Raw genomic sequence first — 22,898 nt, 5'->3', positions numbered from 1 at the left:
TTGCCCGCGTACAGCTTGAGGCTGTCGTTGGCGTCGATCCCGGCGATGTCGGCCTTGCCGTCACCGTTGAAGTCACCGGCCGTGATGGCCTTGAAGCCCGCCCACGTGCCGTTGCCACCCAGCATCGCGCTGCCGCCCGACACGTAACCGCCACCGGTACCCGTGTACAGCTTCAGGCTGTCGTTCGCGTCGATCCCGGCGACGTCCTGCTTGCCGTCACCGTTGAAGTCACCCGCCGCCAGTCGCTTGAAGCCCGCCCACAGACCACCGGTGCCGAGCATCGGCAGCGTCGCACTCACCTGACCGGCACCGTTCCCGGCGTACAGGTTCAGGTTCTGGTACGCATCGATCCCCGCGACGTCCACCCGACCGTCACCGTCGAAGTCCGCCGCCACCGTCCGCGCCTGACGCACCGTCGGCGGGATGGCCGGGTACGGGTCGATGCCGTCGTTGGTCAGTCCGACCCGCTTCGAGCAGACGGGCCACTGGCCGGGGCCGGCCGCGCGCAGCAGCTTCTCGGCTATCCGGATCTGCTGCTCCTTGGTGGCCAGATCGGCGCGGGCAGCGTAGGCGGTGCCGCCCTGGGCCACCCAGGTGCTCTGGGAGAACTGCAGACCGCCGTAGTAGGTGCCGGTGTTGCTGGCCCAGTTGCCGCTGCTCTCGCAGTCGGCCATCCGCTCCCAGGTGTCGACCGACGCGGCGTTGGCCGACGGGGCGACGGCTGCCGACAGGGCGGCGGTCACCAGCGCGGCCGTGAGCAGGGTGGTCTTGCGAATCACGTGAGTTCCTTCTGCTGGGCCCGGCCACGGGGCGGGCGCGCGGTACGAATGTCCGGAAGAGGCGGAGGAGGGTGCCGCCCGGGGCAGGGGCTGACTCACCTGCCCCGGACGGCCGTTCACTAGAAGCCGGACCAGAGTCCGCTGCCGGCGCTGCCGATCATCACGGAGCCGCCGCTGACCTGGCCCGCGCCGTTGCCGGTGTAGAGCTTGAGGTCGTTGTTGGCGTCGATGCCGGCGATGTCCTGCTTGCCGTCACCGTTGAAGTCACCGCCCATGACCGAGCGGAAGCCCGCCCACAGACCATTGGTGCCGAGCATCGGGCTGCCGCCGCCGAGCTGACCGGCACCGTTGCCGGTGTAGAGCTTGAGGTCGTTGTTGGCGTCGATGCCGGCGACGTCGCGCTTGCCGTCACCGTTGAAGTCACCCGAGGTGATCGCCTTGAACCCGGCCCAGGTGCCGTTGCCGCCCAGCATCGCGCCGACCTCGGACAGCTGACCCGCACCGTTGCCCGCGTACAGCTTGAGGCTGTCGTTCGCGTCGATCCCGGCGATGTCCTGCTTGCCGTCACCGTTGAAGTCACCCGCCGTCAGCGCCTTGAACCCGGCCCACGTACCGTTGCCGCCCAGCATCGCGCTGCCGCCCGACACGTAACCGCCACCGGTGCCCGTGTACAGCTTCAGGCTGTCGTTGGCGTCGATCCCGGCGACGTCCTGCTTGCCGTCACCGTTGAAGTCACCCGCCGCCAGCTGCTTGAAGCCCGCCCACAGACCATTGGTGCCGAGCATCGGCAGCGTCGCACTCACCTGACCGGCACCGTTCCCGGCGTACAGGTTCAGGTTCTGGTACGCATCGATCCCCGCGACGTCCACCCGACCGTCACCGTCGAAGTCCGCCGCCACCGTCCGCGCCGCAGAACGGTCATCCACGATCTTGTTGTAGCGGTAGGCGGTGTAGAGGCCGTTGTCGTGGCTGTCGAACTTGGCGGCGTTGATCGACACACCGGTGACGTGCTTCACCGGGGTGGAGCCGAAGGAGTAGTAGGAGAAGGTGGTGTGGGCCGCGTCGTCCCACTTCTCGAACAGGATGACGTGCTTGGCCTCGTAGTCGAGGATGTCACCGGGCTTGAGCTGGCTGCGGGGGATCTGGGTGGCGACGCCCGGGAGCGTGCCGGTGGCCAGGCTGGTGCCGAGGTGCCAGGCCATCGAGACGTAGCCCGAGCAGTCTGTGCGGTAGGAGCGACCGGAGGAGTCCTGGTACGAACCGCCCTGGTCGTAGGGGATGCTGGCCTTGTTCTGGAACCAGTAGTCGGCCCGGGCGATCACCTCGGAGCGGGTGATCGAACCGTCCACCGACGAGGCGGCCTGGGCGACCGTGGCGTTGGCCGTGGCCAGGGCGGTGGTGGCCACCGCGCCGGAGAGGGCTATGGCGGCGGAGAGGGCGACGCGGGTGAGCTTCGAGGCGCGCGAGGACATGGCAGGGCTCCAGGGGCAGGACGGACGGGAAGTGGCACGGGGACGGCTGCCCTGCAGGAGCAGCGGTCCGGTGCGTGCGACGCACCGTCAGCGGTCCCTCTCCCCACCGGTTCCGGGTGGTCCCTGCTGACGAAGAACAGCTTCGTCGCTGCTCAGCGCGGGTGGAAGGGATCACCGGTGGACCGAAGCGGCCCGGGCCGCAAGCGTCCTCCAGGCGTGCGGGGAGCCGGGCGGCCGTGCACGCTGGAGGGGTCCCCTGTACTGGGAGGTGAGCGGGATGGAACCGCAGGCGGAGTTCGGCCCGGAGCGGTACGCGAAGCCGCGGCCGGTGGGCGGGCCGCGTGGGTACTGGCACCTGTTGGAGGACGTGCAGACCGGCACCGTCGCGGTGCTGCTGTCGCTCTCGGTCGGTCTGGTGCTGGTCGCGGTGCAGATGGGGGGAAACGCGATCGCGCTGGCGGTGTTCTGCGCGGTCTGGGCCTGCACCCTGCTGGCGGTGGCCGGCTGGGCGGGTCACCGGCGGGAGGAGCGGTCGGCCGGCCGGCACCGGATGGCGTGAGGAAAGGTGTGAGCCCCCGGCAGCCCGGCTGCCGGGGGCTCCCGCACGGGTCGGGTCAGGCCTCCCGCTCGCGGCGGGTGGTGAACCAGTACGCGGCACCGACCAGCACCGCCCCGCCGACCACGTTGCCGGGCACCACGTACAGCAGGTTGCGGGCCAGGTCGGCGAACGAGGCGCGGCCGTCGGTGATCGCCAGGCCGTAGAGCGCCATGTTGGCCACGCAGTGCTCGAAGCCGATCGCGACGAAGGCGAAGACGGGCCACCAGACGGCGGTCATCTTGGGCCCGTCGCCGCGCACCCGGGCCACCGTCCAGATCGCCAGGCAGACCAGCAGGTTGCAGAGCACCGCCCGGGCGAGGAGCTGACCGCCGGTCAGCCCGTCCTTCAGCGCGATCAGTTCGCCGAGCATCCGGCCGGCTGGGGCGCCGCCGAGCAGCCCTCCCGCGTGCACCAGGACGGCCAGGCCGAGCGCCCCGGCCAGGTTCCCGGCCAGGGTGAGCAGCCAGACCCGGGCCAGTGCTCCCCAGCCGGTGCGCCCGGCCAGCCGGCCGACCGCCATCACCATCGCCGCGCTGGTGAACAGCTCGGCCCCGGCGAACACCACCAGGATCAGCGCGACCCCGAAGACGGCGCCCTCCAGCAGCCTCACCACCGGCGAGTGCGCCAGGTCGAAGGGAGCGGCCACCGAGAGCAGCAGCACCTCGCCGAGTGCGATGTAGACCCCCGCCTGCACCGCCGAGACCAGGTAGCGGCCGGGCCGTCGCCGGGAGGTGCCGGCCTTCTTCTCCGCCTGGGCCAGCAGGTCGTCGAGCGCGTGCGCGGGTGAGTGCGGCATAAGACCACCCTCCTGCGCCCGTCGGCCGCCCTGACCGGGCGAAAGTCACCAACCGGGGTGCGTTTCGTCCCCTCGTCACCCCGCCGGCTCACCCGGCGCGCGGACCCGACGGACCGTCAGTAGCTTGCGAAACAGTCGAGCGAAGGAGCGGACCGGTGGCGCAAGGTCAGTCGGTGGCGGTGCGGGCGTCCTTGGTGGCCACGGGGGCGACACTGCTCCTGCTGGTCGCCATCGTGCTCGGCAGCCGCGGCCTCAGGGACTTCGACTCGGCCCTGGTGCCGTACGCGGTGGCGACGGTCTTCCTCACCTTCGGGGTGGTCTACCGCTACGTGGTCTGGGTCTCCGCCCCGGCCGCCCGCAGGCTCTTCAAGCAGGGCTGGCGGGCGGCGCTCTCCTGGGAGAACCTGCGCAAGGCCCCGACCGCCCTGCCCAGGATGATCGTCACCTACCTGGGCTTCCAGAAGTTCCTCGGCGCCCGCTCGCACGCCCGCTGGGTGGCGCACCAGCTCATCTTCTGGGGCTGTCTGCTGGCCGCCGCCATCACCTTCCCGCTGACCTGGGGCTGGTTCACCTTCACCGCCTCCAGCGCGGCCGGCCCCGGCTACGAGATGCGGATCTGGGGCTTCAAGGTGCTCGGCTTCCCCTCCGACTCCTTCCTCGGCTGGTCGCTCTACCACGGCCTGGACCTGGCGGCGGTGCTGGTGATCGCCGGGGCCGGGTACTTCCTGTGGCGCCGGATGCGCGACCGCGCGGCCACCACCGGGCAGCGCTTCGGCTACGACTTCGTCCCGCTGCTGGCCCTGATCACCATCTCGGTGACCGGGCTGCTGCTGACCTTCTCCGAGATGTTCCTGCACGGCGGCGGCTACGAGTTCCTGGCGATCCTGCACATGGCCTCGGTGGTGCTGACGCTGGTGTACCTGCCGTTCGGCAAGTTCTTCCACATCGTGCAGCGCCCGGCAGCGGTCGGCATGCAGCTGTTCAAGTACACGTCCAAGAAGAAGGACCCGGACGCGCCCGACGACCTGTTCGCCTGCAAGAACTGCGGCGAGCCGATCGACACCCCCGAGTACGTGGCCAACCTGCGCGCCACCATGCAGGACCTGAAGCTCGGCTTCGACCAGTGGGCGGAGTACTGCCCGCGCTGCAAGCGGGTGCTGCGCGGCGGCGCCTACCTCTCCCAGGTGAAGAAGGGCTTCGACCGTTGAGCGAGCGTGTGGACCCGACCGTCGCCCCGCGCGGCACCCGCAACTTCCGGGACGCGGGCGGCCTGCCCGCCGCCGCCTGGCGGGCCGACCAGACCGAGCAGACCCTGGTGCCCACCCACTGCTGCTTCTGCGGGGTGCAGTGCGGGATGTACCTGCGGGTCGACTCCCACGGCAAGGTGTTCGGCGTGGAGCCGCGCAACCACGACATCAACCGGATGCGGCTGTGCCCCAAGGGCATCAACGCCTACCAGCAGGTCAACCACCCCGACCGGCTGGCCTCCCCGCTGATGCGCCGCAGCCGGGACGAGCCCTTCCAACAGGTGAGCTGGGAGCAGGCGCTGGACCACACGGTGAGCGAGATCCGCCGGATCCAGGCCGAGCACGGGGCGGACGCCTTCGGCCTGCTCGGCGGGGCCAGCCTGTTCTCCGAGAAGACCTACCTGGTGGGCAAGTTCGCCCGGGTCGCGCTCAAGTCCCGGCACGTGGACTACAACGGGCGGCTCTGCATGGTGAGCGCGGCCGGGGCCAACAAGCTGGCCTTCGGCATCGACCGGGCGGCCAACCCGTTCTCCGACATCCTGCGGACCGACTGCCTGCTGATCGCCGGCTCCAACGTCGGCGAGTGCTTCCCGGTGATGACCCAGTACCTGTGGGGCGCCCGGGACCGCGGCGCCAAGCTGATCGTGGTGGACCCTCGGGAGACGGCGGTGGCCCGCACCGCCGACGTGCACGTGGCACTGCGCTCCGGCACCGACGCGGTGTTCTTCAACGCGGTGCTGAACGTGGTGATCGAGGACGGCCTGACCGACGACGCCTTCATCGCCGCCCACTGCACCGGCTGGGAGGAGCTGAAGGCCACCGTGAAGGCCTACCCGCCCAGCCGGGCGGCCGAGGTCTGCGGCATCCCGGAGTCCCAAGTGGTCGAGGTGGCACGGATGTTCGGCACCGCCGGGAAGGCGATGGCCTGGCACGCGCGCGGCATCGAGCACCACACCCAGGGCGTGGAGAACTGCCTGACCGTCATCAACCTGTGCGCCGCCACCGGCAACCTCGGCAAGCCCGGCGCCGGCTACGGCACCATCACCGGCCAGGGCAACGGCCAGGGCGGGCGCGAGCACGGCCAGAAGTCCGACCTGCTGCCGGGCGGGCGCTCCATCAACGACCCCGAGCACCGGCGGCAGATCTGCGAGATCTGGGGCATCGAGGAGTCCGAGCTGCCGAAGGCCGGCACCTCGATGATGGAGATGGTCTGGCAGATGCAGCGCCAGGAGATCCGCGGCCTGATCGGCATCTGCAACAACCCCTTCGTCTCGCTGCCCAACTACGCGGTGGTGAAGGACGGTTACGACACCCTGGAGTTCCACGCCCAGTTCGATTTCTTCCTCTCCGAGACGGCGCAGAACGCCCACGTGGTCTTCCCGGTCACCACCTGGGCCGAGGACGAGGGCGTGATGGCCAACGCCGAGGCCCGGGTGGTCAAGCACAACAAGGCCCAGGAGCCCCCGGCCGGGGTCCGCACCGACACCTGGGTGATGTGCGAGCTGGCCCGCCGCCTCGGGGTGGGCGACAAGTTCGACTTCGCCGGCTCCGAGGAGGTCTTCGAGGAGCTGCGGATCGCCTCCCGGGGCACCGTCAACGACTACTACGGCATCACCTACCAGCGGCTGGAGGAGACCGGCGGCATCGTCTGGCCCTGCCCGGACACCGACCACCCGGGCACGCCACGGCTGTTCGAGGGCGGGAGGACGTACCACGCCGACGGCAAGGTGCACCTGCAGACCGTGGAGTGGCACCCGCCGGCCGACCCGTACGACGAGGACTTCCCGATGACGCTGACCACCGGCCGCACGGTGGCGCACTTCCTGTCGGGCAATCAGACCCGCCGGCTGGGCGCCCTGGTGGAGCAGACCCCGCGCCCCTGGGTGGAGATCCACCCCTCGCACGGCTTCCGCACCGGCGACCCGGTCCGGGTGGTCACCCGGCGCGGCGAATCGGTGCTGCCCGCCCTGGTCACCGAGGCGATCCGGGCCGACCACGTCTTCGTCCCGTACCACTGGCCCCACCCGGTGGCCGCCAACGCGCTGACCGTCGACGCCCTCGACCCGCGCTCGAAGATCCCCGAGTACAAGGTCTGCGCCGTCCGGATCGAACGGGCCGCCGACCTGGACGAGGTGCCCGCGCCGCCCACCCCGCCGGGGCGGGAGGCGTACCCCGAGGCCCAGGCCTCACGGACCGACCCGCTGCCGCCGACCTCACCGCAGGGCCGCGGCACCGCGGAGAGGAGCTGACCCCATGCTGGGACGCACCATCTTCATCGACCCGGGCCGGTGCATCGGCTGCCAGGCCTGCGTCTCGGCCTGCCGGGAGTGCGACTCGCACCGGGGCAAGTCGATGATCCACCTCGACTACCCCGACGAGGGGCACTCGGCCGCCTCGCTGCCCACGGTCTGCATGCACTGCGAGGACCCGGTCGCCCCGTGCGCCGAGGTCTGCCCGGCGGACGCCATCCTGATCACCGCCGACGGCGTGGTCCAGGAGGCCGACCCGACCCGGTGCATCGGGTGCGCGAACTGCGTCAACGCCTGCCCGTTCGGGGTGCCCAAGATCGATCTGGAGGCCAAGCTCCAGATGAAGTGCAACCTCTGCTACGACCGCACCAGTTACGGCCTGGCGCCGATGTGCGCGACGGTCTGCCCGACCGGGGCGCTGTTCTACGGGACGCTGGAGGAGCTCCAGGCCGAGCGGCCGAACGTGGACGTCTCCACGCTCTTCGCCTTCGGCGACGTCACCGTCTCCACCGGTGTCGCCATGGTGGTGCCCGCCGAACGCCGCGACGGCACCGCCGGCGCGGGCGCCTTCGCCGGTGCCGCCGTCCCCGGCGGGTACCCCGCGCTCAACGTGATCGAGGTCAACGGGCGTGCCACGCCCGGGAACGGAGCACTGTGACCACCCCTCAGGCACCGGAGTCGACGGACCTCTCCGAGGAGCACGCGGCCCTGGTGGACCGGATCAGCGCCGACTCGCTGACCACCCGCCGGGACTACCTGCGAATCGTGGCCACCGTCTCCGGCGGCCTGGTGGTCGGCTCCACCGTGGTCTCCGCCGGGGTGCTGCACCGGCACGGCGACGGTACCGCTCCCCCGCTCAAGGTGGCCGAGAAGCTGGCCCGCGGCCAGGCGGTGACCTTCAACTACCCCGGCGAGCACGACCGGGCGATGGCGATCCGGCTGATGGACGGCACCGTGGTCGGCTACTCCACGGTCTGCACCCACCTGGCCTGCGGGGTGCTCTGGCGCAAGGAGCGCGGCAGCGAGGGCGAGCTCTACTGCCCCTGCCACGAAGGGGTGTTCAGTGCCCGGACCGGCGAGGTGACGGCCGGTCCGCCGCCGCGTCCGCTGCCCCGGGTGGTCGTGGTCGAGGACGAACAGGGCGCGGTCTGGGCGATCGGCACCGCGCGCTCCGGCGAGACCGAGCGGGCCGGGCTCTGCCGCGGCCTGCGGGACTCCAACCCGGTGCTGGCCGAACGGGCCGGCTGCAACGCCGAGGGGGCGTCATGACGCACCCCGACGAGCAGCGGCCCGGGACCTACCCCGAGGAGTACCACCCCGGCAGCGAGCAGCCCCGGCTGAACCGCCCCGTCGAGGAGCGCTACCCGCAGATCCGCGCCACCAGCGGCTACGCCGACCCCCGGGTGACCCGGACCGGCCCCGGGCCGGGTGCGGGCACCGAGCAGGAACCGGAGCGCTCGGCCGTCCTGACGGCCCGTCTGGTCCTGGCGATCACCATCGTGATCGGACAGCTCTGGGCCCTGACGGTGGCCACCAACGCCTGGATGAAGGGCGAGACCGCCACCGCCTGGTGGTGCACCGGTTTCTCGGCGGCCTCCTTCCTGGTCGTCCTGCTGGCGTGGCGCATCTCGCCGCGCGACCACTGAACCCACCGTTAGGACGGCCGCGTTGAGCACCCTCGACGAGAAGTCCCGCAGTCACCGCCGGGAGAGCTACCGGCCCGGGGCGACCATCTCCACCTGGGAGCCGGAGGATCCCTCCTTCTGGTCCGCCACCGGCGCCAAGGTCGCCAACCGCAACCTCTGGGTCTCGGTGCCCGCCCTGCTGCTGGCCTTCGTGGTCTGGCAGGTCTGGTCGGTGACGGTGGTCCAGCTGAGCAAGGTCGGCTTCACCTTCAGCGACTCGCAGAAGTTCTGGCTGACCGCCATCCCCGGCCTGACCGGCGGGCTCGGCCGGCTCGTCTACACCTTCGTCGGCCCGGTGGTCGGCGAGCGGAAGTGGACCGCCTTCTCGACGATCATCCTGATCGGGCCGCTGCTCTGGCTGGGCTTCGCGGTGCAGGACACCTCCACCCCGTACGCGGTGATGGTGGTGATCGCCGCGCTCTGCGGCGTCGGCGGCGCCAACTTCTCCTCCTCGATGGTCAACATCGGCTTCTTCTTCCCCAAGGCGAAGAAGGGCAACGCCAACGGCATCAACGGCGGCCTGGGCAACCTCGGCGTCAGCGTGGTGCAGCTGGTCGCCCCGCTGGTGATCACCGCGGGCATCCTCGGCCCGCCGGCCGGCGGGCCGCAGAAGCAGAAGGACGGCACCGAGGTCTGGCTGCAGAACGGGGCCTTCCTCTGGGTCCCGCTGCTGGTGCTGATGGCGCTGGCGGCCTGGTTCCTGATGAACGACCTCAAGGTCGCGGCCGCGCCGTTCTCCAAGCAGAAGATCATCTTCAGGCGCAAGCACAACTGGCTGATGACCCTGCTCTACGTCGGCACCTTCGGCTCCTTCATCGGCTTCGCCTCCGCCCTGCCCAACCTGATCAACACCACCTTCACCCCGATCGACTCCGCCTACTCCGCCACCACCTACGCCTGGGTCGGCCCCTTCATCGGCGCCCTCACCCGCTGGCTCGGCGGCTGGATCGCCGACAAGACCGGCGGCGCCTGGTGCACCATCATCTCCTTCGTCGGGATGGGCGCCTCGATCGTCGTGGTGATCAACGCCCTCCCCTCGGGCGGGAACCAGGGCAACTTCTGGGTCTTCTACGTCGGCTTCCTCTGCGCCTTCTTCTTCTCCGGCATCGGGAACGGCTCCACCTTCCGCCAGATCCCGGTCATCTTCCTCAACCAGCACCGCGCGGCCGCCGGCCCCGACCCGGCCGCCCAGGAGGAGGCCCGCCACCAGGCCGAGATGGAGGCCGGCGCCGTCACCGGCTTCTCCGCCTCCATCGCCGCCTTCGGCTTCTTCTTCATCCCCGCGATGTTCGCCCTCTTCCCCGTCACCAGCTCGCTCTGGGTCTTCGTCGGCTTCTACGCCGTCTGCCTGGTCGTCTGCTGGTGGTTCTACGCCCGCAAGGGCGCCGAGGCCCCCAGCTGACACGCTCTCCGTGGTCGGGGCGTCACGATTTCCGTCCGACCGCCCCGATCGCGTAGAGTCTCCGACGTCAGCAGGCGCCGCTAGCTCAGTTGGTTAGAGCAGCTGACTCTTAATCAGCGGGTCCGGGGTTCGAGTCCCTGGCGGCGCACAGACAGCCGGAAGGCCCCCCATCGACGGATGGGGGGCCTTCCGGCGTTCGGCGCCTCGATCGCGGGTCTTGGTCTACGTTGTACGCGTAGCGCGCACCACCGGAGGAAGGTCCATGACGGTCAAGAGCGATCTCTGGGAGGCACTGGCCGCCGAACACCGATCGGCCCTCGGCCAGCTCGGGACCCGGATCCAGTACGCCGCCGGAGAGACGATCCTGCGCGAGCACGAACCGTCCTCGCACGTACTGCTGCTCGACGAGGGCACGGCCAAGGTGGTCGTGACGGCCGACAACGGCCAGGAGGTGATCCTCGCCCTCCGCGAGGGGCCGGACATCGTGGGCGAGATGGCGGCACTGGACGGCACCCCGCGGTCCGCCTCCGTGGTGGCGAAGACCAGGATCACCGCCACGGTCGTCACGGCAGAGCACCTGAACGACTTCCTGCAACGCAACCCGGAGGTCCTGCTCACCCTGGTCCGGACCCTCGCCTCCCGGCTTCGCGACTCCGACCAGGCCCGCCTGGAGATGGCGTCCCGGACCGTCCTCCAGCGGATCGCGGGCCAGCTCCTCGCGCTCCACGACCAGTACACCGAGCCGGACCGGGCCCAGGAGGATGGCCCGCGCCAACTCCCGGTCACCCAGAACGAGTTGGCGTCGATGGTCGGAGCGTCACGGGAGGCCGTGGCCAAGGCGCTGCTCCTCCTGCGCAAGCACGGCCTCGTCACCACCGGCCGGGGGAGGATCGCGGTCGTGGACCTGCCCGCCCTCCGGGTCATCGCCGAAGAACTCTGATCGAGAGTGTAAATTTACACTTTCACTGCCAGTAGAAGTACGCACCGTGGTACCGTCGGCGTATGCACACGCTCGTGCGCGGCACCTTCTTCGGCGTCGACGTCGTGGGTTCGACCGCCCCCGTCAGGACCGACCGCTCGCTCCTGACGGTCCGACGGGTCCTCTACGACGCCCTCGAACACGCGCTCCGGCGAGCCGGATTCCAGCCCGGCGCGTGCGATCTGCTCGACCGGGGCGACGGCATCATGTGCGTGCTGGCCGCCGAGCTCGAGCCCGGCCTCGTGGTCGACGTCGTCGCTCCCGCTCTCGCCGTCGCACTACGAGGACACAACCGCTCGGCCGGCCCGGCCGAGGAGATCCGGCTCAGGGCCGTCCTCCACACCGGCGTGACGGCCGTGGACAGCCGGGGCTACATCGGCAAGGACATCAGCCTGGCCTTCGGACTCCTCGACGCCCCCGAGCTCAGGCGCGCCATGGCCGAGGGCTCCGCCGACCTGGTGCTGGCCGTGACCGAGGAGGCATGGGCACGGCTCAGCACTCGTCAACCCCCCGCCCTGCAGGACGAGTTCGTCCATGCCGTACTGAGCTACCGGGACCGGTCGACGCCGGTCAGGATCGTCGCTCTTCCCGCCCACTCGCACGCGGTGGACCAGCTCCCCCGCTCGGCACACCGTGACACCCGGCCACCGCTCCCTCGCACCACTCGACCCGCCTTGAGAGACGAGGACACCACGTCATGAACGACGCGCCGAACCAGTTCGACGCCTGGACCGAACACGCCCGGCAGCCCGAGGGGGAGCCCGGGTGGCCGATGGCCTCCGTCCGGGTACCGCACCCCCGCGCCGCACTCAAGGTCGCCGGACACCTCCGGAGCATCGCGCCCGTGGGCCTCGCCGCGTACATCCCGTTCGGCCACGTCAGCGGCGAGACCCTGTGGGCCCTGGTCGTCGTGATCGCCCTCCTGGTCGCCTCGGACGTCGCCGTCGCCCGGCGGCAGCCGGGTGCGTCCGGCTGACCGTCCGGGCGACACCGCTCACCCGCGCGCCGACTCCGGCACGGAACGCTTCCGGTCGTGGCGGCCGAGCGACAGGGCTGCTCGGCCACCACGACCGTGCGGGGATCAGCTGCGGCGCCACAGTGCGCTGAGGACCCGCCACCAGCTGCGTCGCCGGCGGCGGCGCGGGACGGCCGGGTCCGGCCCGCTGGGCCGCTGGTCCGTGACGGTACCGGTCGTCGGGCCGGCCGGGGCGGGCTGGGGCTCGGCGGCGGCCTTGGGGCGGCCGGGGGTGAAGCGGACGGGGAGACCGGTCAGGTGGCGGGCTAGCCAGGCGCCGCTCCAGTTGAGCTCCTCCTCCGGGACGGCCAGCCGCAGGTCGGGGAGCCGGGTGAGCAGCACGTCGATGCCGGTCTCGGCGATCGCCCGGCCGACGTCCTGCCCGGGGCACTCGTGCGGGCCGCCGCTGAACGCCAGGTGCGAACGGTTCCCGTACAGCGGGGTGTTGAGGTCGGGACGGACCTCCGGGTCGACGTTGCCGGCCGCCAGGCCGAGCAGCAGCATGTCGCCCGCCCGGATCTGCTGACCGCCCAGGTCGGTGTCGATGGTGGCCCAGCGCCCGGGGATCATCGACAGCGGCGGGCTGTCCCAGAGCACCTGGTCCAGCGCGTCCGGAAGGGTCATGTGCCCGCCGGAGAGGTTGGCCCGGAAGCGGGAGTCGGTGAGGACCATCCGCAGGGTGTCGGCGATCAGGTTGACGGTGGTCTCGTTGGCGGCGAGCAGCACCAGGCGCAGGTGCTCGACGATCTCGTCCTCGGTCAGCGCGGCCTCGTGCTGGATCAGCCAGCTGGCCAGGTCGTTGCCGGGCTCGAGGCGCTTGCGGTCCACCAGCTGGCGCAGGGTGGCCGTCACGTAGTCGTTGCTGGCGATCGCGCTCTCGGTGCCGAGCATCATGTCCCGGGCGGCGGTGACCAGTTGGGGTCCGTACTCCTCGGGCATGCCGATCAGCTGGGTCATCACCAGCATCGGCAGGTGCTCGGCGAACCGGGTCACCAGGTCGACGGCGCCCGCGCCGGTGAAACCGTCGACCAGCTGGTCGGCGAAACGGGTCACGTGGCGGCGGATGCCCCGGCGGTCGAAGCGGTCCAGGCCGTCGGTGACGGCGCCGCGCAGGCGGCGGTGCTCGGCGCCGTCGGCGAAGAGGCAGAGCGGCTGCCAGGCCAGCACCGGCATCAGCGGCGAGTCCATCGCCACCTCGTTGCGCTGGAAGGCCGACCAGCGGCGGGAGTCCCGGGAGAAGCGGGACGGGTTGCGCATCGCGGTGAGGTTGGCCGAGTGGCCGAGCACCATCCAGGCGGGCAGGTCGCCGTGGAGCAGCACCGGCGCCACCGCGCCGTGCTCGGCGCGCAGCTTCTCGTACAGGCCGCTCGGGTCGGCCTCGGCCTCCGGGCCGTACAGGCGGCGGATCCCGCCGGGGCCGTACCCGCCGGTGGCCATCCCGTGGGCGGGGCAGCCGGGCGGCGGGGTGGGCGAACCGTCGAGCGGGGTCTCGAACGGGCCGTCGGTGGTGGTCACTGGGTCTCCGGGGTGTGTCCCCCGGGGTGGGCTCCCGGGGGTGGGCAGACAGGACGGTGACGCGTCGCCTGGGTGACGACGCGTCAGACGAACGGGTGCGGGTTCAGGAGGTGAGCGAGTACAGGTAGCGCATCAGGGCGAGCAGCACGTCGCGGCTGGACTCCCGGCTGCGCGCGTCGCAGAGCACGATCGGGACCTCGTCCGGCAGGTCGAGCGCGCCGCGCAGCTCCTCGACGGGGTAGCCCGGTGCCTCGGGGAAGCCGTTGACCGCGACCACGAAGGGGACGCCGCGCTCCTCCAGCCGCCCGATCACGTCGAAGCTGACCTCCAGCCGGCGGGTGTCCACCAGCACGACCGCGCCCAGCGCGCCCTCGAACAGGCCGTTCCAGAGGAACCAGAAGCGCTGCTGGCCGGGGGTGCCGAACAGGTAGAGCACCAACTCGTCGCTGATGCTGATCCGGCCGAAGTCCATCGCCACCGTGGTGGAGGTCTTGCGCTCGATGCCCTCGGTGTCGTCGACGCCGGCGCCCGCCTGGGTCATCGTCTCCTCGGTGGTCAGCGGGCGGATCTCGCTGACCGAGCCGACCAGCGTGGTCTTGCCCACCCCGAAGCCGCCGACGATCACCACCTTGACGGCGGTGGCCACCGTGTCCGGCAGCACGTCCACGGCGGCGGGGCCGTGGGAGCCGTGGAAGCCGTCGGAGCCGTAGGCGTCAGAGCCTCTGAAGTCCATTCATCACCGCTTCGATCAGGGCACGGTCGGGGAGTTCGGCCTTGGGGACGGGCGCCCGCGCCTCGACCCGGCCCTCGGCCAGCAGGTCGGCCAGCAGGACGGTGACCACGCTCATCGGCAGGGCCAGGTGGGCGGAGACCTCCGCCACCGAGAGGGGCGACCCGCACAGCCGCAGGATCGCCGCCTGCTCGGGCTGCATCGCGGGCTGCGGACGGGACTTGGCGACGATCAGCGTGACCAGGTCGAGCACGGTCCGTTCGTCCGCCCCGCTACGGCCGCGGGTGATCACGTACAGGCGCTCCGGATGGCCCTCGTCCCACTCCGTCCCGCGCTCGGTCATGCGACCTGCTCGCCACGGACGGGTGTGCTGAGGTGCTCGCCGATCCTGGCGACCAGGTCACGCATCCGCTGGCCCATCAGCCCGGCGTCCACGCCCTCGTCGGCCAGCACCGCGAGGTAGGCCCGGGCGCCGGCCGCCATCAGGTAGAAGAAGCCGCCGGAGATCTCGATCACCACCAGGCGCATCCGGCCGTCCCCGTGCGGGAACTCGGTGCCGATCGCGGTGGCCAGGCTCTGCAGGCCGGCGCAGGCCGCGGCCAGCCGGTCCGCCGTGTCGGTGTCGGCACCGTACTGGGCCATCCGCAGCCCGTCCGAGGAGAGCACCACGACGTTCCGGGTCTGCGGAACGCCCTCGGCCAGTTCCTTGAGCATCCAGTCCATGTTGGCCCGCTGCTGAATCACTGCTCACCCTTACTGCCCGTGGTACTGCCTGTGGTACCTGACGACTGGTCACTGGTCCGCTCCGGCTGGCCGTTCACGCCTTCGCTGAAGGCCGCCAGCCACATCCCCGGCTGCACCGGATCGGCGGCGGGCACGGGAGCGGTGGGGTACTGCGCGGTGGAGCGGTGCGCCACCGGAACGGCCGCGGGCGCCGGGGCCGGGGCCGGACGGGCGTGGCGGCGGCGCTGTGGCAGGCCGTTGGCGGCCCGCTCGGTCACCACCACGGGGGTGTCCTCGGCCCAGCCGTGCTCGGGGCTGGCCTGCGGTCCGGACAGCGCCGGGCGGGGGCCGGCGACCGCCACCCGGGCCGGTGCCGCCTGGGCGGACCGGGCCGCCGGACGGGCGGCGGGGCGGGGGCCGGAGACGGCGCCGATGCCGTGCGCCCAGTCCGAGCTGGCCGGGGTCGCGGTCAGCAGCTCCTGGGGGACGATCAGCACCGCGCGCACGCCGCCGTACGCGGACGGCCGGAGCGAGACCTGGAAGCCGTAGGCCTGCGCGAGGCGTCCGACCACGGCCAGGCCGAGGCGCGGGGTCTCACCGAGGTCCTTGAGGTCGATGCCCTCCTGCGCGTCGCGGAGCATCCGCTCGGCCCGGGCCCGGCCCTCCTCGCTGAGGCTGAGGCCGCCGTCCTCGATCTCGATCGCGATGCCGGTCTGCACCTCGACCGCGGTCAGGTGCACGTTGGTCTGCGGCGGCGAGTAGCGGGTCGCGTTGTCCAGCAGCTCGGCCAGCGCGTGGATCAGCGGCTCGACCGCCGGGCCGACCACCGCCACCTCGGAGACCGGGTGCAGCTCCACCCGCTGGTAGTCCAGGATCCGCGAGACCGCACCGCGCAGCACGCTGTAGAGAGGGACGCCCTTGTTCCACTGACGGCCGGGGCGGGCCCCGCCGAGCACCGCGATGGAGTCGGCCAGGCGGCCGACCAGCGCGTTGCCGTGGTCGAGCCGGAGCAGGTCGTCGAAGACGGCCGGGTCGTTGCCGTGCCGGTCCTCCATCTCCCGCAGGTCCTGCGCCTGCCGGTGCACGATCGCCTGCACCCGCCGGGCGATGTTCACGAACGCCCGCTGCGCGGACTCGCGCAGACCCTCCTCCGCGTCCACCGCCTCCAGCACGGTGCGCAGCACCGCGTGGCGGGCCTGCTGGAAGCCGGCCGAGCCGGTGCCGGAGCCCGACTCGCGCAGCACGTCCTCGAGGAACTCTCCGCTCTGCAGCCGGGCCACCGCCTTGGGCAGCGCCTCGGCCAGCCGGGCGGTCTGCTCCTCCTGATCGGCCAACTGCTGCCTGAGCTCGGCCTCCTGACGCTCCGCCCGCTCCTGGAAAGCGGTCAGTGCCCGCCCCCGGCGAGTCGACTCGGCGGCCACCACCGCGACTATCAGGGTGGCCACTCCCCCGCACCAGCCGACGGCCCAACGCGCGGTGGGCTCCATCAGCACGGTGGCCGCGGCGGCGGCTGCGGCGGTCAGCGCGGTGGGCAGGAGCCATCCCAGCCCGGCCGCGGGGCGCCGATCCCCGGATGACGATCCAGCACCAAGCATCAGCGTCCTCAACTGTCGGAAGGTGTACGGAACATCGGACCGCGTACCGGCCTTGGAAGGGGCCCTCTCCGGCCCTTCCACCCGTTTCTGACATGGGCGGGGCGGGCCGGATCGAAGGAAGCATAGCCGGTTTTGCCGATCTCCCTGACGGAGTCTCAATACACCATCGACCTACCAGACTTGGGGCTTTCTCGCGGCTTTTTGGGCACAGATCACACCCGAGGAGAGCGCGCCGACGCTCGCGCGCCCCTAGGAGCGCGCGCCGCGCCAGCCCCTCGCCCGCGGCCTTCCGGTGCCGCGCCCGTGCCGCATCCGTGCCGCTCCCGTGCCACATCCGTGCCGCACCCGCGGCCCTTCCGTGCCGGCGCCCGCGGACTGTACGGACCGTACGTACCAAGGGCATTGCCGCCGGTCGCCCCGCCGAGGGCGCCGCCGTACTCACCCAGGTCGTCGCACCTGCGGGGCGTCCAACACCGTCGCCGCCACCGTCTCCGGGCGGTCCCACATCAGCAGGTGCCCGGCTGGCACGGCCTCCCGGTACTCCGCTCCCAGCAGGTCCGCCAACTCCCGCTGCCGGGCCAGCCAGCGCCCGCCCGGACGGGCCGCAGCCGCCAGCACGAGGGCGGGCGCCCGCAGCGCGGTGGTGCGCCGGAGCGCGTCCAACTCGGCGGCCACGTCCAGGTAGCGGGTGTTCTCGGCCAGCACCGAACGGAGCATCCGGCCCGTCCGGTAGCAGCGCCGCACCAGCTCCGACGGCGCCGGGTCGCGGTGCCCCAGCGTGGTGGCGGCGGCCACCGCCCGGCGGGCCGACGGGCCCAGCAGGTACGGCAGCCCGGCGGCGGCCAGCACCGCGCCGACCGTACGGGCCGTCAGGTCCCGGACGGCCCGGGCGGGCGCGGGCTGCGCCCCCGGCTCAGTCGAGCCGTCCAGCAGCACCAGGGCTGCGGTCCGCTCCGGGTGCAGCCGGGCGAAGGCCTCGACGTGGAAGGCGGCGATCGAGTGCCCCACCACGGTGACCGGAGCCTCCGCGTCCGGGCCGTCCACCACCTTCTCCCGGACCAGACCGTCGAGCAGGGCGGCGATCCGGTCCGCCTCGCCGCACGCGGTGGGCGGCTCCGGCGAGGGCTGGCTGAGCCCGTGCCCGGGGCGGTCGAAGCGGACCACCGTCCGGTGCGGTTCGAGCAGCGGCACCACCGCGTCCCAGTCGAACCAGCAACAGCCGAGGCCTCCGCTCAGCACCGCCAACGGCCCACTCCCGGAGACCCGGACGTGCACGGCCCGGCCGTCCACCCGGACGAACCGCGCCTCCCCCTCTTGCCGCTCTCGCTCCCGCTCCCTCTCCCGCCCCTGACCGGTCACGGCTACCGCCCCTCCACCTTCTTCTCCTCGACCTTCTCCGCCGTCTCCACGTTCTCCACCGACTCCACTCTCTCCGGCGTCTCCGTCTCCTTCTCCAGGCGCGGGTCGGCCCGGCCGGGCGAGCGACCGGGCGAGCGGCCGACGCTCACCGCGAGCACCGCCAGCCAGACCGCGATCAGCAGGATCTGCGAACGCTGGCCCGCCCCCGGGGTCCAGGTGCCGCGGCCGGCCTCGAAGGCCGCGATCGCGGTCAGGCTCCAGGTGGTGGCGAGCAGCTCGGCCACCACCAGCCACGGCCCGTACCGGGCCAGCGGCCGCCACCAGCCGTACCGGCGGGCCGCCACGGTGAGCAGCACCACCGCACCGATGGCCCCGACCATCGCCAGGCTGCTGCTGATCGCGTGCGCGGTGTGGGTGGCCGGCACCAGACCGGCGGTCTCGCGGGCCGCGCACTCGGGGTCGGCGGTCGGGGTGCAGCTCAGCGGGAGCCGCGAGTCCACCGCCGTGGCCAGGCCGAACAGGGCCAGCGCCGCCCAACCGGCCACCGACCAGGGCCGCCGCTCCAGGCACCGCAGCGCCGTCCCGGCCCCGGCCAGCACGGCGAGCCCGGCGACCAGGTCGGTGGCGCGGAAGAGGCCGCCCAGCGGCTGGTCCTCGGCGGCGAGCTCGCTGACGTAGGTCTGCACGGGATCGAGCCCGGTGCTCAGGACCACCTCCAGCACCCAGGCGGTGTAGGCGAGGGCGCTGAACAGGAGGAGGCCTCGGACCACACGGACGGCGCGGTCGGAGCGGGCGGCTGCGCTGCTGGACATCTGGTCAGCCTAGGGCCGGGCCCCGGCGAAACCGATTCGGTGGTTCCGGGTCGACCGTGTAATGTTCTCTTCGTCAGCAGGCGCCGCTAGCTCAGTTGGTTAGAGCAGCTGACTCTTAATCAGCGGGTCCGGGGTTCGAGTCCCTGGCGGCGCACAGACAGCCGGAAGGCCCTTCATCTTCGGATGGAGGGCCTTCCGGCGTTTCCGGGTTCACCCCTCCGCGTGACCAAGTGGCCTATATCACCTGATCGTTGAGCAACCAACACAGATAAGCCCGTTCTCATCAAAATCGGGACAAAGGTCCCTAACGGGAGCCCCGTGCCCCGGGGCAGGCTGGCACGGTTCTCCGTCCGCCCAGGAAAGGCCCTTCCGTTGCCCCGCCCCGCCCCGAACGGCCGTCCGCGCCCGCAGCAGACCGGCAAGCGACGGCCCCGCCGGACCGGGTGGCGCCGGCTCGTCCCCACCTGGCGCTTCACGCTCTTCACCACCCTCGGCCTCGGCGTGCTCGGCGTCGGCCTGTTCGCGCTCGGCCTGGCCCTGGTCCAGGTGCCCGACGCGCACGCCCAGGCGACCCGTCAGAGCAACACCTGGCTCTACTCGGACGGCTCCCTGCTGACCCGGACCGGCGAGACCAACCGGCAGAGCGTCCCGCTGGACAGGATCTCCGAGGCCGCCCGCAACGCGGCGATGGCCGCCGAGGACCGGAGCTTCTACCACGAGGGCGCGGTCAACCCGAAGGGCATGCTCCGGGCCGCGGTGAACACCGTGACCGGCGGCTCCACCCAGGGCGGCTCGACCATCACCCAGCAGTACGTCAAGAACGCCTACCTGAACCAGAAGCAGACCGTCTCGCGGAAGGTGAAGGAGCTCTTCATAGCGGTCAAGGTGGACGCCACCGAGACCAAGGACGACGTGCTCGCCGCCTACCTGAACACCTCGTACTACGGCCGGGGCGCCTACGGCATCCAGGCCGCCGCCCAGGCGTACTTCGGCGTCGACGCCTCCGAGCTGAACGCCGCCCAGGGCGCCTACCTGGCCGCCCTGCTGAACGCCCCGAGCGCCTACGACGTGGCCACCGCCACCGAGAACGGCAAGAAGCGGGCCACCGACCGGTGGAACTACGTGCTGGACGCGATGGTCCAGGAGAAGTGGCTCTCCGCCGAGGACCGGGCCGCGACCGCCTTCCCCGAGGTCCAGACCCCCAAGAGCGCCCCCGGTCTCTCCGGCCAGGCCGGCTACCTGGTGAACGCCGCCACCGAGTACCTCACCTCCCACAACGTGGTCACCGACGCCCAGTTGGCCCAGGGCGGCTACACGATCAAACTGAGCATCGACCCGAAGAAGCAGCAGGCGCTCCAGGACTCCGTCCAGCAGCAGCTGACCGACAGGCTCAAGCCGGACTCCCGCAAGGTCGACGCCGCAGCCCAGGCCGGGGCCGTCTCGGTCGACCCGAAGACCGGTGCCGTGGTCGCCCTCTACGGCGGCACCGACGCCACCAAGCACTGGGTGGACAACGCCACCCGGCAGGACTACCAGGCGGGTTCGACCTTCAAGGCCATCGCGCTCGCCGCCGCGCTGGAGAACCGCGCGTCCACCCAGTCCGGACGGACCATCACCCCCGGCACGGTCTACGACGGCACCAGCCGGCGCCCGGTGGTCGGCGGCAAGGGCGCCCCGTACGCGGCGCCGAACGAGGGCGACCGCAGCTACGGCCAGATCACCCTCCAGCAGGCCACCGACTGGTCGGTCAACTCCGCCTTCACCCAACTCGCCCAGGACACCGGCCTGGAGAAGGTCCGCGAGACGGCCGTGGCACTCGGCCTCCCGGCCGACACCCCCGACCTCGCCGCCGTCCCGTCGATCCCGCTCGGCACCTCGACGCCCAGCGTGATGGACATGGCCGGGGTCTACGCCGCCCTGGACAACGGCGGTCGGCAGATCTCCCCCTGGCTGGTGCAGTCCCTCGACCACGGGGGCGAGGGGATCGGCCTGCCCGAGCACAAGACCAACCAGGCCGTCAGCGAGCGGACCGCCCAGCAGGTCACCTCGATGCTCCGGGGCGTGGTGAGCGACCCGGGCGGCACCGGGTACCGGGCCAAGGAGCTCGGCCGACCGGCTGCGGGCAAGACCGGGACCACCGACGACCACCGTTCGATCTGGTTCGCCGGGTACACCCCCGAACTGGTCACCGTGGTCGGCATGTTCGGACAGGACCCGACCACCGGCAAGCAGGTCTCGCTGAGCGGCACCGGTGGCGTGGCCGGCGCGGCGGGCGGCGGGTTCCCGGCGCAGATCTGGACCTCCTACATGAAGTCGGCGCTGGCCGGTCAGCCCGTCTCCTCCTTCTCCGACTCCGCCGTGGACGACTCCTCCTCCTACGGCTCGGGCGCCGGGACGGCGTCCCCGACCCCGTCGGCCACCCCGGACGGCACCGGCTCGACGCCGTCCGACACCCGGTCGACTCCGTCCACCCCGTCCAGCCCGTCCTCCTCGGCCACCTCCCGGCGGCCCGACCCGACGCCGACCCAGGACCCCACCTCCTCCTCCCCGACACCCACCCCGAAGCCCACACCCACCCCCACGCCGAAGCCGACGCCCACCCCGACGCCGAAGCCGACGCCCACCCCCAAGCCCACGCTGAGCGACGGGGCGGTGGAGGAGGCCGGTGCGGGCACCCGCTCCGGGACCGGGCAGGGGTAACCCCTCCCCGGGGGCTCCTCCCTGGGGGCTCCTTCTTGAGTGGGTCGTCCCGGGCTGGGACTTACCCGGGAAGCCCCTCCCCGCGCTGAGCAGGGATTCCACTCGGCGGACGGTCCTGCCGGCCACGATCGGCGGCAGGACCGTCCGGCGTGGACAGCCCTTACCGAAGTGGTGCCCGACTGACAGAATGCGTCGGTGCACAGCTCATCGCCCCAGCCCTCCATCCCTCAGGCTCCCCTCCGCCGGCCCCGGCGCGCTTCGGCCCGGTCTCTCGGGCTCTCCCTCGCCCTCGTCTCCGCCGTCGCCTTCGGCGGCTCCGGCACGGCGGCCAAGCCGCTGATCGAGGCCGGGCTCTCACCGCTGCACGTGGTCTGGCTCCGGGTCACCGGTGCCGCCGTCGTGCTGCTCCCGCTCGCGTACCGGCACCGCGACGCCTTCCGCCGCCGCCCGAAGCTGCTGATCGGCTTCGGGCTGCTCGCGGTGGCCGGTGTGCAGGCCTGCTACTTCGCCTCGATATCCCGGATACCCGTCGGCGTGGCGCTGCTGATCGAGTACCTGGGGCCGCTGCTGCTGCTCGGCTACGTGAAGTTCGTCCAGCGCAAGCCGGTCTCCCGCGCCGCGACCATCGGCGCCGGGGTCGCCGTGACCGGCCTGGCCTGCGTGGTCGAGTTCTGGCACGGCCTGGCCTTCGACACCCTCGGCGTGCTCTTCGGGCTCGGCGCGGCCTGCTGCCAGGTGGGCTACTTCGTCCTGGCCGACGCCGCCAAGCAGGGCAAGGAGCAGGTGGACCCGATGGCGGTGAGCGCGTTCGGCCTGCTGGTCGGCGCCGTCGCGCTGACCGTCTTCACCCGGCCCTGGACGGCGGACTGGAGCCTGCTCGGCGGAGACGTCACCATGAACGGCCACGTGCTGCCGGCCCTCCTCCCGGCCGCCTGGATGGTGCTGGTGGCCACCGTGCTCGCGTACCTCACCGGTGTGGTCTCCGTGCAGTACCTCTCCCCGCCGGTGGCAGGGGTGGTGGCCAACCTGGAGGCGGTGGTGGCCACCGTCACCGCCTGGTTCCTGCTGGGCGAGACGCTCGGCCCGGCACAGCTGGCCGGCGGCCTGCTGGTGCTGGCCGGCGCCTTCGCGGCACAGACCAGCCGCCCCGCCGAAGCGGCCGTGCCGGAGCCCGCCCCGGTGGAACGGCGCCGTAGGCTGACGTCGCGGTGACCCGGCCTGACGGCCCGTGACAGGAGACTC

22 protein-coding genes and 2 tRNA genes are annotated in these 22,898 nt (G+C 72.0%); 14 read left to right on the top strand and 10 right to left on the bottom strand.

Going from position 1 to position 22,898, the window contains the following annotated elements; all coding sequences use genetic code 11:
- Together ACWCYY_RS25325 and ACWCYY_RS25320 are read right to left on the bottom strand one after the other, a co-directional pair.
- The coding region (locus tag ACWCYY_RS25325) for a transglycosylase family protein (RefSeq protein ID WP_449797328.1) at positions 1-779 on the bottom strand (779 nt) is incomplete at its 3' end.
- A 119-nt stretch (positions 780-898) separates the two neighbouring features.
- A complete protein-coding gene (locus ACWCYY_RS25320) occupies positions 899-2,251 on the bottom strand; it encodes an FG-GAP repeat domain-containing protein (protein ID WP_449797327.1) in 1,353 nt (450 codons plus the stop codon).
- 277 nt (positions 2,252-2,528) lie between these two features.
- Here ACWCYY_RS25320 and ACWCYY_RS25315 point away from each other — a divergent pair, with 277 nt between their 5' ends.
- Positions 2,529-2,810, top strand: coding sequence for a hypothetical protein (locus tag ACWCYY_RS25315; protein WP_345285727.1), 282 nt, complete (start codon positions 2,529-2,531; stop codon positions 2,808-2,810).
- Between the two features lie 55 nt (positions 2,811-2,865).
- Here ACWCYY_RS25315 and ACWCYY_RS25310 read toward each other — a convergent pair whose 3' ends face one another.
- Positions 2,866-3,645 carry a formate/nitrite transporter family protein gene (locus ACWCYY_RS25310; RefSeq protein ID WP_449797326.1) on the bottom strand — a complete coding sequence of 260 codons (780 nt, stop codon included), beginning with the start codon at positions 3,643-3,645 and terminating at the stop codon, positions 2,866-2,868.
- Between the two features lie 155 nt (positions 3,646-3,800).
- Here ACWCYY_RS25310 and ACWCYY_RS25305 point away from each other — a divergent pair, with 155 nt between their 5' ends.
- The 10 genes from ACWCYY_RS25305 (at position 3,801) to ACWCYY_RS25260 (ending at position 12,183) form a co-directional block, all read left to right on the top strand.
- Positions 3,801-4,853: an MFS transporter gene (locus ACWCYY_RS25305; RefSeq protein WP_345285723.1), complete on the top strand. Its 1,053-nt coding sequence runs from the start codon at positions 3,801-3,803 to the stop codon at positions 4,851-4,853.
- On the top strand, positions 4,850-7,141 hold the full coding sequence (locus ACWCYY_RS25300) for a molybdopterin oxidoreductase family protein (RefSeq protein WP_449797325.1): 2,292 nt from the start codon (positions 4,850-4,852) through the stop codon (positions 7,139-7,141). Before ACWCYY_RS25305 ends, ACWCYY_RS25300 begins: the two co-directional genes overlap by 4 nt.
- A gap of 4 nt (positions 7,142-7,145) precedes the next feature.
- Positions 7,146-7,799 carry a 4Fe-4S dicluster domain-containing protein gene (locus ACWCYY_RS25295; RefSeq protein ID WP_345285719.1) on the top strand — a complete coding sequence of 218 codons (654 nt, stop codon included), beginning with the start codon at positions 7,146-7,148 and terminating at the stop codon, positions 7,797-7,799.
- Positions 7,796-8,410 (top strand): QcrA and Rieske domain-containing protein, encoded by a 615-nt coding sequence (locus ACWCYY_RS25290; RefSeq protein WP_345285717.1) that lies wholly within the window; start codon positions 7,796-7,798, stop codon positions 8,408-8,410. The genes ACWCYY_RS25295 and ACWCYY_RS25290 overlap by 4 nt, the downstream gene beginning before the upstream one ends.
- On the top strand, positions 8,407-8,787 hold the full coding sequence (locus tag ACWCYY_RS25285) for a DUF6755 family protein (protein ID WP_449797324.1): 381 nt from the start codon (positions 8,407-8,409) through the stop codon (positions 8,785-8,787). The genes ACWCYY_RS25290 and ACWCYY_RS25285 overlap by 4 nt, the downstream gene beginning before the upstream one ends.
- Positions 8,788-8,809: 22 nt before the next feature.
- Positions 8,810-10,228: an MFS transporter gene (locus ACWCYY_RS25280; RefSeq protein WP_345285713.1), complete on the top strand. Its 1,419-nt coding sequence runs from the start codon at positions 8,810-8,812 to the stop codon at positions 10,226-10,228.
- Positions 10,229-10,302: 74 nt separating this feature from the next.
- Positions 10,303-10,376 (top strand) — tRNA-Lys (locus tag ACWCYY_RS25275).
- A gap of 114 nt (positions 10,377-10,490) precedes the next feature.
- Complete coding sequence (locus ACWCYY_RS25270) at positions 10,491-11,168, top strand: Crp/Fnr family transcriptional regulator (RefSeq protein ID WP_449797323.1); 678 nt, start codon at positions 10,491-10,493, stop codon at positions 11,166-11,168.
- A 62-nt stretch (positions 11,169-11,230) separates the two neighbouring features.
- Positions 11,231-11,908: a hypothetical protein gene (locus tag ACWCYY_RS25265; RefSeq protein ID WP_449797322.1), complete on the top strand. Its 678-nt coding sequence runs from the start codon at positions 11,231-11,233 to the stop codon at positions 11,906-11,908.
- Positions 11,905-12,183, top strand: a complete 279-nt coding sequence (locus ACWCYY_RS25260) for a hypothetical protein (protein WP_345285707.1) — start codon at positions 11,905-11,907, stop codon at positions 12,181-12,183. The genes ACWCYY_RS25265 and ACWCYY_RS25260 overlap by 4 nt, the downstream gene beginning before the upstream one ends.
- Positions 12,184-12,288: 105 nt before the next feature.
- Here the strand turns inward: ACWCYY_RS25260 and ACWCYY_RS25255 are convergent, their stop codons facing one another.
- The 7 genes from ACWCYY_RS25255 to ACWCYY_RS25225 all read right to left on the bottom strand — a co-directional run bounded on the left by ACWCYY_RS25255 (position 12,289) and on the right by ACWCYY_RS25225 (position 18,956).
- Complete coding sequence (locus ACWCYY_RS25255; protein ID WP_449797334.1) at positions 12,289-13,659, bottom strand: cytochrome P450; 1,371 nt, start codon at positions 13,657-13,659, stop codon at positions 12,289-12,291.
- Between the two features lie 181 nt (positions 13,660-13,840).
- Positions 13,841-14,470 (bottom strand): GTP-binding protein, encoded by a 630-nt coding sequence (locus ACWCYY_RS25250; RefSeq protein ID WP_449797321.1) that lies wholly within the window; start codon positions 14,468-14,470, stop codon positions 13,841-13,843.
- Complete coding sequence (locus tag ACWCYY_RS25245) at positions 14,451-14,810, bottom strand: DUF742 domain-containing protein (RefSeq protein WP_345285703.1); 360 nt, start codon at positions 14,808-14,810, stop codon at positions 14,451-14,453. Before ACWCYY_RS25245 ends, ACWCYY_RS25250 begins: the two co-directional genes overlap by 20 nt.
- Entirely contained in the window at positions 14,807-15,190 is a 384-nt protein-coding gene (locus ACWCYY_RS25240) for a roadblock/LC7 domain-containing protein (RefSeq protein WP_380149641.1), read from the bottom strand. The genes ACWCYY_RS25245 and ACWCYY_RS25240 overlap by 4 nt, the downstream gene beginning before the upstream one ends.
- A 17-nt stretch (positions 15,191-15,207) precedes the next feature.
- Positions 15,208-16,785 (bottom strand): sensor histidine kinase, encoded by a 1,578-nt coding sequence (locus ACWCYY_RS25235; RefSeq protein WP_345285699.1) that lies wholly within the window; start codon positions 16,783-16,785, stop codon positions 15,208-15,210.
- A gap of 438 nt (positions 16,786-17,223) precedes the next feature.
- Positions 17,224-18,144, bottom strand: coding sequence for an alpha/beta fold hydrolase (locus ACWCYY_RS25230; RefSeq protein WP_449797320.1), 921 nt, complete (start codon positions 18,142-18,144; stop codon positions 17,224-17,226).
- Positions 18,145-18,146: 2 nt separating this feature from the next.
- Positions 18,147-18,956 (bottom strand): DUF998 domain-containing protein, encoded by an 810-nt coding sequence (locus ACWCYY_RS25225; RefSeq protein ID WP_449797319.1) that lies wholly within the window; start codon positions 18,954-18,956, stop codon positions 18,147-18,149.
- An 80-nt stretch (positions 18,957-19,036) separates the two neighbouring features.
- Between ACWCYY_RS25225 and ACWCYY_RS25220 the strand changes: the two genes are divergently transcribed.
- The 3 genes from ACWCYY_RS25220 to ACWCYY_RS25210 all read left to right on the top strand — a co-directional run bounded on the left by ACWCYY_RS25220 (position 19,037) and on the right by ACWCYY_RS25210 (position 22,868).
- Positions 19,037-19,110, top strand: a tRNA-Lys gene (locus ACWCYY_RS25220).
- Between the two features lie 218 nt (positions 19,111-19,328).
- Positions 19,329-21,656 (top strand): transglycosylase domain-containing protein, encoded by a 2,328-nt coding sequence (locus ACWCYY_RS25215; RefSeq protein WP_449797318.1) that lies wholly within the window; start codon positions 19,329-19,331, stop codon positions 21,654-21,656.
- A 222-nt stretch (positions 21,657-21,878) separates the two neighbouring features.
- Positions 21,879-22,868: an EamA family transporter gene (locus ACWCYY_RS25210; protein ID WP_449797333.1), complete on the top strand. Its 990-nt coding sequence runs from the start codon at positions 21,879-21,881 to the stop codon at positions 22,866-22,868.
- The last annotated feature ends 30 nt before the right edge of the window (positions 22,869-22,898 follow it).

The organism is Kitasatospora sp. NPDC001664, assembly GCF_053596675.1.
This window is presented reverse-complemented; position numbering and strand designations above follow the sequence as displayed.